This is a genomic window from Natrinema sp. DC36 (assembly GCF_020405225.1).
Classification (GTDB): domain Archaea; phylum Halobacteriota; class Halobacteria; order Halobacteriales; family Natrialbaceae; genus Natrinema.
The window spans coordinates 208,173-222,264 of sequence record NZ_CP084472.1 but is presented as its reverse complement, the minus strand read 5'-3'; the positions used below and the strand labels follow the sequence as shown (position 1 = coordinate 222,264).

General features: G+C 63.3%; 14 protein-coding genes. 12 read left to right on the top strand and 2 right to left on the bottom strand.

All coding sequences use genetic code 11. The features are described from left to right. The first annotated feature begins 137 nt into the window (after positions 1-137). Positions 138-890 (top strand): GNAT family N-acetyltransferase, encoded by a 753-nt coding sequence (locus LDH74_RS01120; RefSeq protein ID WP_226040800.1) that lies wholly within the window; start codon positions 138-140, stop codon positions 888-890. A 490-nt stretch (positions 891-1,380) separates the two neighbouring features. Here the strand turns inward: LDH74_RS01120 and LDH74_RS01115 are convergent, their stop codons facing one another. After that, positions 1,381-2,538, bottom strand: coding sequence for an aminotransferase class I/II-fold pyridoxal phosphate-dependent enzyme (locus LDH74_RS01115; RefSeq protein ID WP_226040799.1), 1,158 nt, complete (start codon positions 2,536-2,538; stop codon positions 1,381-1,383). 2 nt (positions 2,539-2,540) lie between these two features. Then, positions 2,541-3,026 (bottom strand): Lrp/AsnC family transcriptional regulator, encoded by a 486-nt coding sequence (locus tag LDH74_RS01110; protein WP_226040798.1) that lies wholly within the window; start codon positions 3,024-3,026, stop codon positions 2,541-2,543. A 302-nt stretch (positions 3,027-3,328) separates the two neighbouring features. On the opposite strand from LDH74_RS01110, the gene LDH74_RS01105 reads away from it, so the two are divergent. From LDH74_RS01105 to LDH74_RS01055, 11 genes are all read left to right on the top strand, one after another. Continuing rightward, a complete protein-coding gene (locus LDH74_RS01105; RefSeq protein WP_226040797.1) occupies positions 3,329-4,327 on the top strand; it encodes a HEAT repeat domain-containing protein in 999 nt (332 codons plus the stop codon). A 68-nt stretch (positions 4,328-4,395) separates the two neighbouring features. Beyond that, positions 4,396-4,590 (top strand): hypothetical protein, encoded by a 195-nt coding sequence (locus LDH74_RS01100; protein WP_226040796.1) that lies wholly within the window; start codon positions 4,396-4,398, stop codon positions 4,588-4,590. Next, on the top strand, positions 4,587-5,717 hold the full coding sequence (locus LDH74_RS01095) for an iron ABC transporter permease (RefSeq protein ID WP_226040795.1): 1,131 nt from the start codon (positions 4,587-4,589) through the stop codon (positions 5,715-5,717). The genes LDH74_RS01100 and LDH74_RS01095 overlap by 4 nt, the downstream gene beginning before the upstream one ends. Then, on the top strand, positions 5,718-5,948 hold the full coding sequence (locus LDH74_RS01090) for a hypothetical protein (RefSeq protein ID WP_226040794.1): 231 nt from the start codon (positions 5,718-5,720) through the stop codon (positions 5,946-5,948). It abuts the gene before it with no gap. Beyond that, positions 5,945-7,855 carry an ABC transporter ATP-binding protein gene (locus LDH74_RS01085; RefSeq protein WP_226040793.1) on the top strand — a complete coding sequence of 637 codons (1,911 nt, stop codon included), beginning with the start codon at positions 5,945-5,947 and terminating at the stop codon, positions 7,853-7,855. The genes LDH74_RS01090 and LDH74_RS01085 overlap by 4 nt, the downstream gene beginning before the upstream one ends. 56 nt (positions 7,856-7,911) lie before the next feature. Further along, positions 7,912-9,093: an ABC transporter substrate-binding protein gene (locus LDH74_RS01080; RefSeq protein ID WP_226040792.1), complete on the top strand. Its 1,182-nt coding sequence runs from the start codon at positions 7,912-7,914 to the stop codon at positions 9,091-9,093. Continuing rightward, positions 9,090-10,277, top strand: a complete 1,188-nt coding sequence (locus LDH74_RS01075; RefSeq protein WP_226040791.1) for an ABC transporter substrate-binding protein — start codon at positions 9,090-9,092, stop codon at positions 10,275-10,277. The genes LDH74_RS01080 and LDH74_RS01075 overlap by 4 nt, the downstream gene beginning before the upstream one ends. Beyond that, a complete protein-coding gene (locus LDH74_RS01070; RefSeq protein WP_226040790.1) occupies positions 10,278-11,447 on the top strand; it encodes an ABC transporter substrate-binding protein in 1,170 nt (389 codons plus the stop codon). After that, positions 11,444-12,631, top strand: a complete 1,188-nt coding sequence (locus LDH74_RS01065; protein ID WP_226040789.1) for an ABC transporter substrate-binding protein — start codon at positions 11,444-11,446, stop codon at positions 12,629-12,631. The genes LDH74_RS01070 and LDH74_RS01065 overlap by 4 nt, the downstream gene beginning before the upstream one ends. Then, positions 12,632-13,816 carry an ABC transporter substrate-binding protein gene (locus LDH74_RS01060; protein WP_226040788.1) on the top strand — a complete coding sequence of 395 codons (1,185 nt, stop codon included), beginning with the start codon at positions 12,632-12,634 and terminating at the stop codon, positions 13,814-13,816. It abuts the gene before it with no gap. Then, complete coding sequence (locus LDH74_RS01055) at positions 13,817-13,990, top strand: hypothetical protein (RefSeq protein WP_226040787.1); 174 nt, start codon at positions 13,817-13,819, stop codon at positions 13,988-13,990. Positions 13,991-14,092: the final 102 nt, after the last annotated feature.

The window sequence follows — 14,092 nt, the reverse complement described above, 5'->3', positions numbered from 1 at the left end:
CGACCAGTTCGCGGTATACCCTCTCGAGCGATTCCATATTTCCTTTTCCGGAGAAAAAACGGTTTCCCGCCGACTCGGTCAGGCAGAACCTGGGACTGTGGGCATACGTTTTGTATCTGGCTGTGCTACAGACAGCCATGGAAATTCGTGAAGCAACTGACTCGGACGCTGCAGCGATTCGCTCGATCGCACACGACTCGCTCAACTCCACGTACACGGCATTTCTCGAGGAGGAGACCATCGACGAGGCAATCGACCAGTGGTACGGCGACTCGCTCGCCGACGAGTTCGCCGACGATCGCTCGCTCTTTCTGATCATCGAGCGCGACGGCGATATCGCCGGCTTCTCGCAGAGCGAACTGGTCGGCCAGCAGGCGAACACCGGCCACTTGCTCTGGCTGCACGTCCATCCCGACCACCGCGGCGACGCGACGGGCGTTCGTTTGTTGGTCCGCACTCGCGAAGCGTTACTCGAGGAAGGAGCGGACGGAATCCAATGCTTCGTTCTCGCGGACAACGAGGGCGGTAACGAGTTCTACCGATCCCACGGCTTCGAGCAGGCCGGCCAGCGCGAGGTCGAGATCGGCGACGAAACCTTCACCGAGAACGTCTACGTCGAGGCTGACCTCGAGGACGACGGCGGGTGGGGGGCGATCGACGAAGTCACGACGGACGGCGAGACGGTCTACGTGAGCTACGGGGAGGGCGCTCGCGGGACGAGAGCGCCGTTCTACCCGACCTACAAGAGCGAAGATCGTCACGACCGCTACGCCTGGTTCTGCGGGAACTGCGACTCGATCGATAACGCGATGGACGCGATGGGTCGGATCGAGTGCAACAACTGTGGCAACCGGCGCAAGGCGACCCGGTGGGACGCGTCGTACCTCTAGCAGAGTCGGCCCTTCCGTCTCCAACCCCCTTCCGTCTCCGGCTCCTTTCGCACTGGCCCCTGTTCTCGTCTCCGACGATTCCCCTTCTGCTGGGTAGTACCACTCCTCTCTGTTGAGAGAGATAGTGATAATCGCGTTTCGCACACTCAACGTGCAGTACAGGGAAGCAACGTCTCACTCCCAACCGACCAGCCGGTGTGCGGTGGCGCGCGCTGTTGATCGGCCGAGTAACACGAGGCCGGTCGACGATTTCGTGCGAGGGATGAGCGAACGAACGGGGAGGCACGACCCGTGAGAGAGCGAATCGGCTGGGGAGGGCGTGGCTCTTCCCTGGTGCCACGCTAGCAGAACGCGTTTTCCACGACATATCCGCCGGAATCAGCCGTTACACGAACTGTCCCTCTTGAGCGGAAGTACTGTGAGAAGTCAGCAACTCGATCCAAACCGATCCAGTGCTCGAGGCCATCCCTCGAGCCGCTCCTGCCTCGGCTCAGGCGTGTTCATCGACGAACGCTTCGATCCGGTTGAGCGCCCGTCGGAGATCCTCGAGCCCGGTCGCGTAGGAAACCCGGAGGTGGCCCTCACCGCTCCCGCCGAAGACGTCGCCGGGGACGACGGCCACGCCCTGTTCACGCAGGACGGCCTCGGCGAACTCCTCCGCGGTGAACCCCTCGGGAACCTCGGGGAAGCAGTAGAACGCGCCCTTGGCTTCGAAGACGTCCATGCCGATCTCGCGAAAGCGCGAGAGGACGAACTGCCGCCGGCGGTCGTACTGGTCGACCATCTCCCGGACGTCGTTCGCACAGGAGTCCAGGGCCTCGAGCGCGGCGTACTGGGCCGTCGTGGGGGCCGACAGCATCGTGTACTGGTGGATCTTGTTCATCGCGCCGATGGCGTCGGCCGGGCCGAGCGCGTACCCCAATCGGAGTCCGGTCATCGCGTGGGCCTTCGAGAAGCCGTTGAAGACGATGGTTCGCTCGCGCATCCCCTCGAAGGTCGCGATCGAGGTGTGTTCGCCGTCGTAGGTCAACTCGGCGTAAATCTCGTCGGAGAGAACCGTCAGGTCGTTCTCGCGGGCGAACTCGGCGATCGGCTCGAGGTCCTCGGCGGGCATGATCGCGCCAGTCGGGTTGTTCGGGTAACAGAGGACCAGCATGTCCGCGTCGGCCGCGCCGGCTCGTTCGAGGCCCTCGACGGTCAGCCGGAAGTCGTCTTCCTCTCTCGTCGGGACGGGAAGCACCTCGCCGCCGGCGAAGATGACGCCGGGTTCGTACGAGATGTACGACGGCTGGGCGATCGCGACCGTGTCGCCGGGATTGACGAACGCCCGGAAGGCCAGGTCGACCGCCTCGCTCGCGCCGGCGGTGACGATGATCTCCTCGTCGGGGTCGTACCCCAGATCGAAGCGGTCGGCGACGTAGTCCGCGATCGCTTCGCGGAGTTCGCGCTTGCCGCGGTTCGCCGTATAGGAGGTCTTCCCCTGCTCGAGCGACGTGATAGCGGCGTCGCGGGCCGCCCACGGTGCCGCGAAGTCGGGTTCGCCGACGCCCAGTGAGATGACCTCGTCGCGTTCCTCGGCGATCTCGAAGAAGCGCCGAATGCCCGATGGCGGGACCGTCTGCACCCGGTCTGACAGTTCGAACGTCATGATCAGGGTGAAAAGGAGAGGCGGTCGTCGCCCTCGCCGTCGCCGAGTTCGATCCCGTTCTCCTTGTAGGACGTCATCACGTAGTGGGTGACCGTCTGGGTTATCTCGGGGACCGGCGCAACCTTCTCGCTGATGAACTGCGAGACCTCGCGGATGGAGTCGCCCTCGACTTCCATATCGAAGTCGTAGTCGCCGCTGATCAGCCGCAGGGCCTTGACCTGCGGGAATCGCGCGAGGCGCTCCGCGATGTCGTCGTATCCCGTCTCGCGGTCGAGCGTGACGTTCAACTCGACCTCGGCGCGGACGCGTTCGTCTTCCAGTCTGTCCCAGTCGACGACCGCCTGATAGCCCCGGACGAGGCCCGCTGCCTCGAGTTCCTCGATGGCTGCCTCGACCTCGTGCTCCTCGAGGTCGGTCATTCGCGCGATATCCGCCGTGGAATAGCGCGCGTTCTCACGAAGCAACTCGAGCACCTCGCGTTCGCTCATACCGCTTGAAAGCGCGAGCGCGAGTAAAGTTCTAACGTTGTTCGGCCGGCGGGCCGCGGCGGGCACGGAGTGCGCCGACTCCCGTTGGGATCGGCTCCGAGACGCAGCGTCTTCCCGTGGGTCACGTTCGGTGACTCCCGCATTCGAACTCACGCGACGTTCGTCGTCGCGAGGACCTCCTTCGCTCGTCCCGTATTCGATTTCGATCCGCTGCCGATCGCTGTGGGTGCGCGGACGTCCGGCTTCGATGGTGGACTTTATTACCAGTACACCGGGATTTACCGATACGGTTCGAGGTATCTATGGACGATTCGAGACAGCCGCCGTCGATCGATCAACTCGAGGTGCTCTTCGAGGAGGAACCGCGAGAGCGGCTCGTGATCTGGGCCGAACGACTCACGGAGCGTGAGGCGGGAGCGCGGAAAACGACGCTTCGCACCCTCCGACAGTTCGCCGAACGGCAACCGGCTGCGCTCGAGCCCGTACTGACGACGCTGGCGCTATTTCTCACCGACGAGGAGCGTTCGATTCGGCTGACGACCGCAAAGCTGTTCGTCGCCGTCGCCGAGGCCGAACCGGACGCGGTCGAGTCGGTCGTCTCACCCCTCGCTGACCGGTTGGCCGACGACGACGAGTTCTACTACGTGCGCGCTCGTTCGGCGGAGGCGCTCGGCTACGTCGCGCGGGACCACCCGGAAGCGGTCGCGTCACCCGAGGTAATGGCGGACCTGCGAATCGGACTGTCGTTCGACGAGCCCGAGGTGAGAGAGAAATTGGCGAAAGCGCTCGAGTACGTGGCGCTGGGCGACCAGGAGCGGCTCCGACATCACGTTTCGGATCTGGCCAGCCATCTCACCGATTCGAACGAACTCGTTCGATATCACCTCTGTACCGCGCTGGTCGCGGTCGGCTGTGCGTATCCGGACGCGTTGTCCGAGAGCGCCGCTGCACTGTGCGATCGGTTGGACGACGAGAGTCCCTACGTCCGGGGACGGGCGACCGAGGCGCTGGGCCTGCTGGCCCGGTCGGATTCGGACGTGACGATACCCGACGTGCGTTCGGCCGCGGACGACGATTCGGTCGAGTTCCTCGTCGATCGAGTCCGCTATGCGATCGACGGGGACGACGGGCCGGGAGATCCCGTTCCCGAGGAAATCGGGACGATAACGGCTCTCCGTGACCGAACCGACGAGGTCGTCGATGAGATCACCGCTCCAGACGGCGACGAGTGTCCCTACTGTGGGCTCTCGCTCCCCGAACCGGGTCCACCGATCTGTCCGCAATGCGGTGGCCCCCGCTGACGCGGCGCGCCAATTAGGTTGGCCTAAAAATCGGAACGGTTTTATGTTTTAGGTAGGCCTAAAACAGTATGACCGGCGAATCGGGGGAGATCGACGCACTGGCTCGACGAGAACGCGTGACGGACGGTGGGGGGGTCATCGGCGACGTGTCGGTTCCGGGACAGTCGTCGCTGTTCGGTATCGGTGGCGAATCACCCGACGGAACGACGGGCTGTTCCTCGCGTACCGCCCCGATCGAACCAACCGGTGTCCGCCGACGATGAGCGGGAAGAAGTCGAGCGTCGCGACAGGAGAGCCGACGACATCGCGACGAAACGAGACGCGGTTCGGGTGGCTCCTCGATCCGAAACTCGTCACGGTAGTACTCGGCAGCCTCGCCATCGTGTTCGTCGGCGGACTGATACAGGTGAGCTACGGTGCCTACTCGATGACGCACGCGGAGGCGTGGCTCGCACTCTTCAACCCGAACGTGGTGTTCAATCCGCAGGCCTGGGACGCGTTCTTGCTCGGCGAGGCGATGCCCGAGATGAGTACCGAAAGCCTCATCGTCTGGAACATCCGCCTTCCGCGGGTGTTCGTCGCGGTCCTCGTCGGGATGAATCTCGCCGTCTCGGGGGCCATCTTTCAGGCGGTGACCCGAAACGAACTCGCGAGCCCGTTCATCCTCGGCGTCTCCTCCGGGGCGGGACTCATGATTCTGCTGACCCTCGTCGTGTTCGGAAGTTTGACGGCGTTCCTTCCGCTGATCGCGGCCTTCGGCGGGGCCGGTGCGTTTCTCATCGTCTACGTGATCGCCTGGAAGAACGGTACCTCGCCGGTCCGATTAGTGCTCGCCGGCGTGATCGTCGGAACGGTCTTCGGCTCGTTACAGACCGCACTGTTTTTCTTCGCGGACGATATCGGCGTCGTCCAGTCGGCCATCGCCTGGACCACCGGATCGCTGACCGGGACCGACTGGGAACAGGTCCGACTCGTGCTTCCGTGGACGATCGTGGTCGTTCTGCTCTCTATCGCCGGCTCGCGCCAGATGAACGTCCTCTTGCTGGGCGAGCAGACGGCGAAGTCGCTCGGGATGTCGATCGAGAAGGTCAGATTCGCGCTCTCGGGGGTCGCGGTCCTCGCGGCGGCGGCGAGCATCGCCGTCGCCGGCATCGTCGGGTTCGTCGGCCTCATCGTTCCGCACATGGTTCGAAACCTCGTCGGGAGCGACTCGAAGAAACTGGTCATCGGCTGCCTGTTCGTCGGTCCGGCGCTGATGGTCGCCGCCGACGTGGGCGCGCGACTCGCGTTGAGTCCCACGCAGATTCCCGTCGGCATCGTCACCGGACTCATCGGCGGCCCGTACTTCCTCTATCTGATGCGAAAGCAGGAGAACATGGGTGAGATCTGAATGGGACGCGCCGGTACGGACGGGCGACGAACGAGCGAACCGAGAGGCGCAGCTGCCGAGTCGTCGGACGCTAGTGACGAGTCGGCAGTAAGTCCGCTTTCCGGTTCGAACCTCGAGTTACAGGGCTCTCGTCCGGACGAACTCGGCACGGATTCGGATGGCGGCGAGGCGACTCGAGGAACCGACGGCGAGACTGGCGGCCGAAACGCCGGCGCGGAGGCCGCGTGGTGAGCGATCAGGCGACCCTCGAGACGGAACTCGACACCTACCGTGAACGAGTCTCGAAGCCGCTGATTCGCTTGTTCCGCACCTACGGTCTCGGGGAGGGGCGGTGGCTCGCACTCGGACTGGTCGCCAGCGCGCTCGCGTACGGGTCGATCCTCGTGACGCCGCTCGTTCTCGGGACGACCATCGATGCGGTGTTCACCGGCGAGGGAACGTACGCGCTGCCGCTCGTGCCCGGCGCGTGGCTGCCGACCGAGCCGACCGCGCAGTTCTGGCTCTCCGCGACCGTCATCGGAGTCGCGCTCGCCGGCGGCGCGCTCCTCCAGTGGGTCCGGGGCGTGGCGATGAACTTCTTCGCGCACGGGGTGATGTACACGATCCGAACGGACGCCTACGAGAAGATGCAGCGCCTCGATATGACCTTCTTCGACAACAAGGAGACGGGCGAAGTCATGTCGATTCTGAACAACGACATCTCGAACCTGGAGGTGTTCTTCGATAACGCGCTGGGAGACAGCGTGCGGATCGGTGTGATCGTCGTCGGGATCACTGCCGCGTTGCTCTATACGAACTGGCAACTCGCACTGCTCACCCTCGGGGCCGTGCCGCTGCTGGTCGCGTTTACCTGGTGGTTCGTCAGGGTGATCGAGCCCCGCTACGCCGCCGTCCGCTCGACGATCGGCGATCTGAACACGCGCATCGAGAACGGCCTCAGCGGGATCGAACTCGTGAAGACTGCCTCCACCGAGGAGTACGAGAACGGCCGCGTCCGGGGCGTCTCGAGATCGGTGTTCGACGCGCAGATGGACGTGTTGAAGCTGAGTTACTTCTATCGGCCCGGGATGGAGTTGATCACCGGCGCGGCGCTGCTGGCGACGTTCGTCGTCGGCGGGTTGTGGGTGTTCTCCGGACCGTCGCTGTTCTTTTCCGGCGAACTCACGACCGGCGATTTCGTCGTGTTCATGCTGTTGACCCAGCGCCTGACGGGGCCGATGGCCCAGCTTTCGAGCATCGTCGACTGGTACGAAAACGCGAAGGCGTCGGCCAAGCGTATCTGCGGGTTGTTGGACGTCCCGGTCGGGATTCGGGACGCGCCGAATGCGGTCCCACTCGAGGACGTCGCGGGTCGACTCGTGTACGACGACGTTCGATTCGGCTACGAGGACGGGGTACCGGTCCTCGACGGGGTCGACTTCGATGTCGAACCGGGCGAGACGATCGCACTCGTCGGTGCGACCGGCGCGGGCAAGTCGACGGTCGCGAAACTTCTGTTACGGTTGTACGACGTCGACGACGGTACGATCCGCGTCGACGGCCACGACGTGCGTGACGTCCGCGTTTCGGACCTGCGGGAGGCCATCGGGTACGTGAGTCAGGACACGTTCCTGTTCGACGGGACGGTGGCCGAGAACATCCGCTACGGCCACTTCGACGCGAGCGACGACGAGGTATGGGAGGCGGCCGACGCGGCGGAAGCCCACGAGTTCATCCGGGAGCTAACGGAGGGATATCAGACGCGGGTCGGCGAGCGCGGCGTCAAACTGTCGGGCGGCCAGCGCCAGCGGATCGCACTGGCCCGGGCGATCCTTCAGGATCCGGCGATCATCCTGCTGGACGAGGCGACCGCCAGCGTCGACACGGAGACGGAGTACCTCATCCAGCGCTCGCTCGAGGAGCTGACCACCGAGCGGACGACGGTGGCCATCGCCCACAGACTGTCGACGATCAAGGACGCCGACACCATCCTCGCGCTGAAGGACGGACGGATCGTCGAGCGCGGCACCCACGAGGAGTTGCTCGCGACGGACGGCCTGTACGCCGATCTGTGGGGCGTCCAAACCGGCGAGATAGACGACCTGCCCGAGGCGTTCGTCGATACCATCACCCACGGGCCGACCGACGGCGAACGCTGATTTTAGGCCCGCCTAAAAACCGGAGCGTTTATTATGTTTTAGGCGGGCCTAAAACCATGGAGAGGGACGAAACAAGACGTGGGGAATCGACGCGGCGAGAGTTCGTAACGTACGGCGGTACGGCCGTCGGCGGGGGACTGTTGGCAGGGTGTTCGGACTTCGCAGGCCAGAACGACTCGGGATCGACGGCGGGGACGGACGATAGATCGTACTCGGTAACGATGGCACCGGCGGGCGAGGTCGAGTTCGAATCGGTTCCCGAGACGTGGATGGGGTACTTCAGTACGTACGGGGACATGGGGATCGCGCTCGGCCAACTCGATGGGCTCGAGGCGCTCGTCTACCGGGATACCTGGCCGGACGGGCTGTACGATACCCTTCCGGGCGTCGACGTGTCATTCGACGGTGTACGGCAACTCTACAACGCGAGCAGTTTCGACAAGGAGGTGTTCTACGAGCTCGATTGCGACGTTCACCTGCTCGACCCGAACTTCGTTAGCCTGAAGCACGACGGCTTTTCGAAGGGGGACTTCGACGAACTCGAAGCGGGACTCGGACCGTTCGTCGGTAACTACATCCGCCGGCACGACGAGGACTGGCACGAGTACGAGTACTATTCGCTGTACGAGGCGTTCGAAAAGATCGCCGCGGTGTTTCAGGAGCGAGAACGCTACGAGGCGATCAAGGACGTCCATGACGAGTTCATCGACGAACTGCAGTCGGACCTTCCCGCACGAGACGAGCGGCCGGAAATCGGTCTACTCTCCACTTTCTCCGATTTCGAAACCGGATCGTTCCACGCGTACCCCGTCGGCGCCGGCAACGGGAAGAAACAGTACCGCGACCTCGGGATCAACGACGGGTTCGCGTCGCATATAGACGGGAGTTACGCGAACTGGGACTACGAACAATTACTCGCGGTCGATCCGGACGTTCTGGTGTTCACCTACGGCTTTTCACACGTCTCCGCGGCCGAGTTCGAAGAGCGGATGGAACGGCTTCGCTCCAGTTCTTTCGGCCAACAGCTCACTGCAGTGACGGAAGACCGCCTGTATCGGGGCGGCACGTCCTATCAGGGCCCAGTGATCAATCTCCTCCAGACGGAGGCAGCGGCGAAACAGTTCTATCCGGACCGGTTCGGCGAGTGGAACGGCGTCGAAACGCTGCTGGACGAGGAGGCGCATCTGTTCGATCACCAGCGGGTCGCGGACGTCATCAACGGGGACTTCGAACGATGACTGGCCAGAATGTCGATACGAGAGATGCACCGACGCGCAGAGACTACGTGAAGTACGGAGGCACAGTCATCGGCGGTGGACTGCTGGCAGGGTGTTCGGACTTCGTTGGCCAGAACGAATCGCCGGCGGAGACAAACGAAGGGTCCTACTCGGTGACGATGGCCCCCGCCGGCGAGATCACGCTCGAGCGGCCGCCGGAGAACGTCTTCGCGAACCTCGTCCACCACGCCGATATGGCGCTCGCGCTCGGACACGGTGAGTCGATCAACACGATGTACAGTCCGGAGAACTTCGGGGCGCTCTACGAACTCTTCCTCGAGCGCCTCGCGGGCGTGTCCACCGACTGGGCCGACCTCCCGAACTCCTGGAACATCGACAAGGAGCAACTCTACGAGCTAAACAGCGATCTCCACCTGGCCGATCCGGCGTACATGACGGTGATGGACAGTTTGGACCGCGACGATATCGAGGAGATCGGCGAGAACGTCGCCCCCTGGTTCGGCAACGCCTACAGCGATTCCCGCAGAGAGCCCCCGGCTGCGTGGGCCGACGACTACGAATACTACACGCTGTGGGAGATCTTCGAGAAGGTCGCAGCGGTCTTTCGGGAAGAACAGCGGTATCAAGAGCTCACGGAGGTCCGTACGAATCTCCTCGCCGAGATCGAAGCGAATCTCCCGCCGGAGACGGACCGGCCGCGGGTCGCCCGAATACAGACGGCGCTCTCGGACGGGGAACTGAGTATCTGGCCGTTCGCACTCAACGACCCCGGCTACGAGCAGGCGCATCTCCGCCCGCTCGGTGCAGAAGACGCGTTCGCCGACGCGGACGCGTACAGCGAGATCGCCCTCGAGGCGCTCGTCGAAGTCGATCCCGACGTGATTCTCAACACTCACGCGATGGGGCCGACCAGAGAGTTCGTCGAGATCAAAGACTACCTCGAAAACGATCCCGTGGCTCGAGCGATCCCCGCCGTCGAAAACGGCCGCGTCTACCCCATGGCGATTCGGTACGGCGGACCGATCGCTCACCTCTTCCAACTCGAGATGGGCGCGAAGGAACTCTATCCGGATGCGTTCGGCGAGTGGCCGAGATACGACGGTGGGGCGTATCCGGAGTTCCCCGAGTCGGAGCAGTTGTTCGACAGGCAGCGAGTTGCAGCCATCATCGACGGAGAGATCTAAATGAATCCCAAGGATACAAACACGACAGCGACACCGACACGCAGAGACACGCTCAAATACGGCGGGGCGCTCGCAACCGGCGCTACCCTCGCTGGCTGTTCGGATCTCGTCGGACAGGAGGGGGATGCGGAGACCGAGACGACCGGGGCCGAATCGTACTCCGTGTCGATGGAACCGATGGGGACGGTCTCGTTCGACCAGGTACCAGAGCGGTGGGCCGCGTACGACGGCGGCTACGCCGATATGGCCGTCGCACTGGGGCAGGCCGATGGATTGACGGGCGTCGGTGGCGCAGATCGTTACTACACCGACGTTTACGACGAACTGCCCGGCGTGACCGTCGATCAAGACATCCTTGAGCAGTATCCCGAAGTTCGAACCAGAGAGGAGTTCTACGAACTCGAGAGCGACGTCCACCTGTACGACCCCCAGATGCTCATCAACTGGTTCGACTGGAACGAGAGGGATGTCGAGGAAATCGCGTCGACGGTCGCGCCGTTCGTCGGAAACCTGATCTTCCGACGATCCGACGAGTGGCACGACTATCGCTACTACACGCTGTACGAGGCCTTCGAAAAGATGGCCGAGGTGTTCCAGCAGGGGGAACGCTACGAGGCGTTCAGCGAACTCCACACCGAGTTCATCGCGTCGATCCAGGAGCGACTCCCGCCGAGCGATGACCGACCGGACGTCTTCCTCACCTTCGAGGGGACCGAGGAACCGAAGACGTTCTCGCCGTATCGACTCGACGACGCGGGGACGAGCAAGAAACAGTGGCGCGACCTCGGCGTCCACGACGCGCTGGCGGGGACGGACATCGACAATCTCAGCACCACGAACCGCGGCGAACTCGACTACGAGAACCTCCTCGAGATCGACCCCGACGTAATTTTCGTCCGCGGCCACGAACGAAAATCCGCCACGGAGTTCCGAGACGTCGTTCTCGACTACATGCGGAATCATCCCGTCGGGAGCGAGCTCACCGCCGTCGAGAACGGGCGAGTGTATCGCGGCGGCTACCTCAATCAGGGACCGATTCACAATCTCTTCCTGACCGAGCGAGCGGCGAAGCAGCTGTTCCCCGATACGTTCGGAGACGTGACAGGCGACGAGCAACTATTCGACCGGCAGGAGGTCGCGGACATCATCAACGGAGAGTTTGAACGATGAACGACACTACCGACAGAACGACTGGAGCACCGACGCGGCGAGACTACATGAAGTACGGCGGAACGGTCGTCGGTGGCGGGCTGCTGGCGGGCTGTTCGGACCTCGCCGGCCAGAACGAACCGGGTTCGTCCGACGAGTCGGACGGGACGTACTCGGTGACGATGGCTCCGAGCGGAACCGTCGAGTTCGAGCGGCCACCGGAGAACGTCTTCACGATTCTCCCCCATCACGCGGACATGGCGCTCGCGGCCGGCCACGGCGACGCAGTCTCCTCGATGATGTACAATCCGGCGTACAACGACACGATGTGGAACAAGTTCCTCGAGCGGCTCCCGGGCGTCTCCGTCGACTGGGCTGATCTTCCCGGAACGTGGGATCCCGACAGGGAGTTCCTCTACGAACTCGACAGTGACCTCCACCTCGCGGACCCCGCGTACATGACGAACATGCCGAGCTGGACGCGCGAGGACACCGCGGAAATCGGCGAGCAGGTCGCCCCGTGGTTCGGCAACACGCTCAGCAACGCGAACAAGGAACCGGGCGCGGAGTGGGCCGACGACTACGAGTATTACACGCTCTGGGAGATCTTCGAGAAGGTCGCAAAGGTGTTCCAAGCGGAGGAGCGCTACGAGGCGCTCAAAGCCGTCCACAGTGAGATGCTCACGACGATCGAGGCGGATCTGCCGTCGGAAGACGAGCGGCCGTCGGTGGCGATGATCATCCTCATCCAGGGTGAGGAAAGTATGTATACGTATGCATTGAACGGCCCTGGCTTCCTGACCGCCCACACTCGCCCGCTTGGTGCACACGACGTTTTTGCGGATGTCCAGACCGAATCGACAGTTGACTACGAGGCCCTCGTCGAAGCTGATCCCGATGTTGTCCTCTGTCTCGCTGGGATGTCAGAGTCTCGGCACGTAACGAAGACTCGAGAACGGTTCCAGAACGATCCGGTCACTGAATCGGTGACGGCAGTCGAGAACGACCGCATCCACACCCAGGGCGGGCGCAACCAGGGGCCGATAATGAACCTCTTCCAGACCGAGATGACGGCGAAGGAACTCTATCCCGACACCTTCGGAGAGTGGCCGACCTACACCGACGGCCCGTACCCCGAGATTCCCGAGGACGAACAGCTATTCGACCGCCAGGAAGTCGCAGACATCATCAACGGTAACAACTGAATGAGTGATACCGACGACACCACGACCGAGGGACCGACGCGCAGAGACGCGCTGAAGTACGGCGGCGCGCTCGCGGCCGGGACCGCCCTCGCGGGCTGTTCGGACCTGGCTGGACAAACCGAGGACTCGGAACCGGAGTCCGGCGACGGCTCCTATTCGGTGACGATGGCCCCGATGGGCGAGGTTTCGTTCGACTCGCCGCCGGAGAGCATCTTCACGCGGCTGACTCACCACGCAGGCATGGCGTTCGCCCTCGGACGCGGGAACGACGTCAACGCGATGCACGCACCCGACTACTACGACCAGCTCTGGAACCAGTTTACCGAACGATTGCCGGGCGTCACGTTGGACTGGTCAGGATTGTATTCCTCCTGGGATCCGGGCAAAGAAAAGCTCTATAGTCTCGACAGCGATATCCACCTCGCCGACCCGGCGAGCGTAAACGCCCTCGATAGCTGGAACACGACAGATGTCGAGGAAATCCGGGATACCGTCTCACCTTGGTTCGGGAACACGTTTAGTGACAGACACGGCGAACCGCCGGCCGAGTGGGCCGACCGCTACGAGTATTACACTCTCTGGGAGCTGTTCGAGAAAGTCGCAGCGGTGTTCCGCGAAGAGTCGCGCTACGACGCGCTCGAGACGATTCACGCGGACCTGCTGGCAACGATCGAGGCGGATCTCCCCCCAGAAGAGGAGCGCCCGACCGCGGTCATAGCGGGGATGAGCGACATCGAGAGCATGTACGTCTACACGCTGGATACGCCAGGATTTTTGATCGAGCACGTGCGCCCGCTCGATCCGATCGGTGCCCTCGGAGACGACATTTCCTCCGGCGACACGATCGATATGGAGGGGATGCTCGAGGCCGATCCCGACGTTCTCTTCTCACTGGGCGGGATGCACCCCCAAACCGATATGCCCGGAATTCGATCGGCGCTGCGGAATCACGCCGTCGGGCAGGAGCTCGCCGCGGTCCAAAACGATCGCGTCTACGCGCAGGGGGCGCGCTACCAGGGGCCGATTCTGAACCTGTTCCAGCTCGAGATGACCGCGAAACAGCTCTATCCCGAGATATTCGGTGAGTGGCCGACCTACACCGACGGCCCGTACCCGGAACTTCCGGAGGACGAACAGTTGTTCAACCGGCAGGCGGTCGCTGACATCATCGCGGGGAATCACTGAATGCGCGCTCGAGAGTGGGCGATTGCGGGTGCCTTCCGTGACCCGTCGGACTACGACATCCCCGACCTGCCGTCGTGGCGAGTCCGTCGCAGCGAGTGTGGCGGCTTGGCGTTCGCCGATGGGGACGGTGAGCCGTTCATCGCCGCTGACCAGCCAGTGACGGTCAGACGATAACGACGACCCATGATTCACGCCACTACTGATACGACGTACGGAAGACTCGGTAACTCCGTCTCGAGTAGCGCCACTCGTGTGTGCCATACGGGTCTTACAGGA

What these genes read in the sequence shown, in the direction of transcription:
- LDH74_RS01075 (WP_226040791.1), top strand. Translation starts at nt 9,090, where the DNA reads ATGACTGGCCAGAATGTCGATACGAGAGATGCACCGACGCGCAGAGAC.
- LDH74_RS01090 (WP_226040794.1), top strand. Translation starts at nt 5,718, where the DNA reads ATGGGACGCGCCGGTACGGACGGGCGACGAACGAGCGAACCGAGAGGC.
- LDH74_RS01110 (WP_226040798.1), bottom strand. Translation starts at nt 3,026, where the DNA reads ATGAGCGAACGCGAGGTGCTCGAGTTGCTTCGTGAGAACGCGCGCTAT.
- LDH74_RS01060 (WP_226040788.1), top strand. Translation starts at nt 12,632, where the DNA reads ATGAGTGATACCGACGACACCACGACCGAGGGACCGACGCGCAGAGAC.
- LDH74_RS01115 (WP_226040799.1), bottom strand. Translation starts at nt 2,538, where the DNA reads ATGACGTTCGAACTGTCAGACCGGGTGCAGACGGTCCCGCCATCGGGC.
- LDH74_RS01055 (WP_226040787.1), top strand. Translation starts at nt 13,817, where the DNA reads ATGCGCGCTCGAGAGTGGGCGATTGCGGGTGCCTTCCGTGACCCGTCG.
- LDH74_RS01080 (WP_226040792.1), top strand. Translation starts at nt 7,912, where the DNA reads ATGGAGAGGGACGAAACAAGACGTGGGGAATCGACGCGGCGAGAGTTC.
- LDH74_RS01105 (WP_226040797.1), top strand. Translation starts at nt 3,329, where the DNA reads ATGGACGATTCGAGACAGCCGCCGTCGATCGATCAACTCGAGGTGCTC.
- LDH74_RS01100 (WP_226040796.1), top strand. Translation starts at nt 4,396, where the DNA reads ATGACCGGCGAATCGGGGGAGATCGACGCACTGGCTCGACGAGAACGC.
- LDH74_RS01070 (WP_226040790.1), top strand. Translation starts at nt 10,278, where the DNA reads ATGAATCCCAAGGATACAAACACGACAGCGACACCGACACGCAGAGAC.
- LDH74_RS01065 (WP_226040789.1), top strand. Translation starts at nt 11,444, where the DNA reads ATGAACGACACTACCGACAGAACGACTGGAGCACCGACGCGGCGAGAC.
- LDH74_RS01120 (WP_226040800.1), top strand. Translation starts at nt 138, where the DNA reads ATGGAAATTCGTGAAGCAACTGACTCGGACGCTGCAGCGATTCGCTCG.
- LDH74_RS01095 (WP_226040795.1), top strand. Translation starts at nt 4,587, where the DNA reads ATGAGCGGGAAGAAGTCGAGCGTCGCGACAGGAGAGCCGACGACATCG.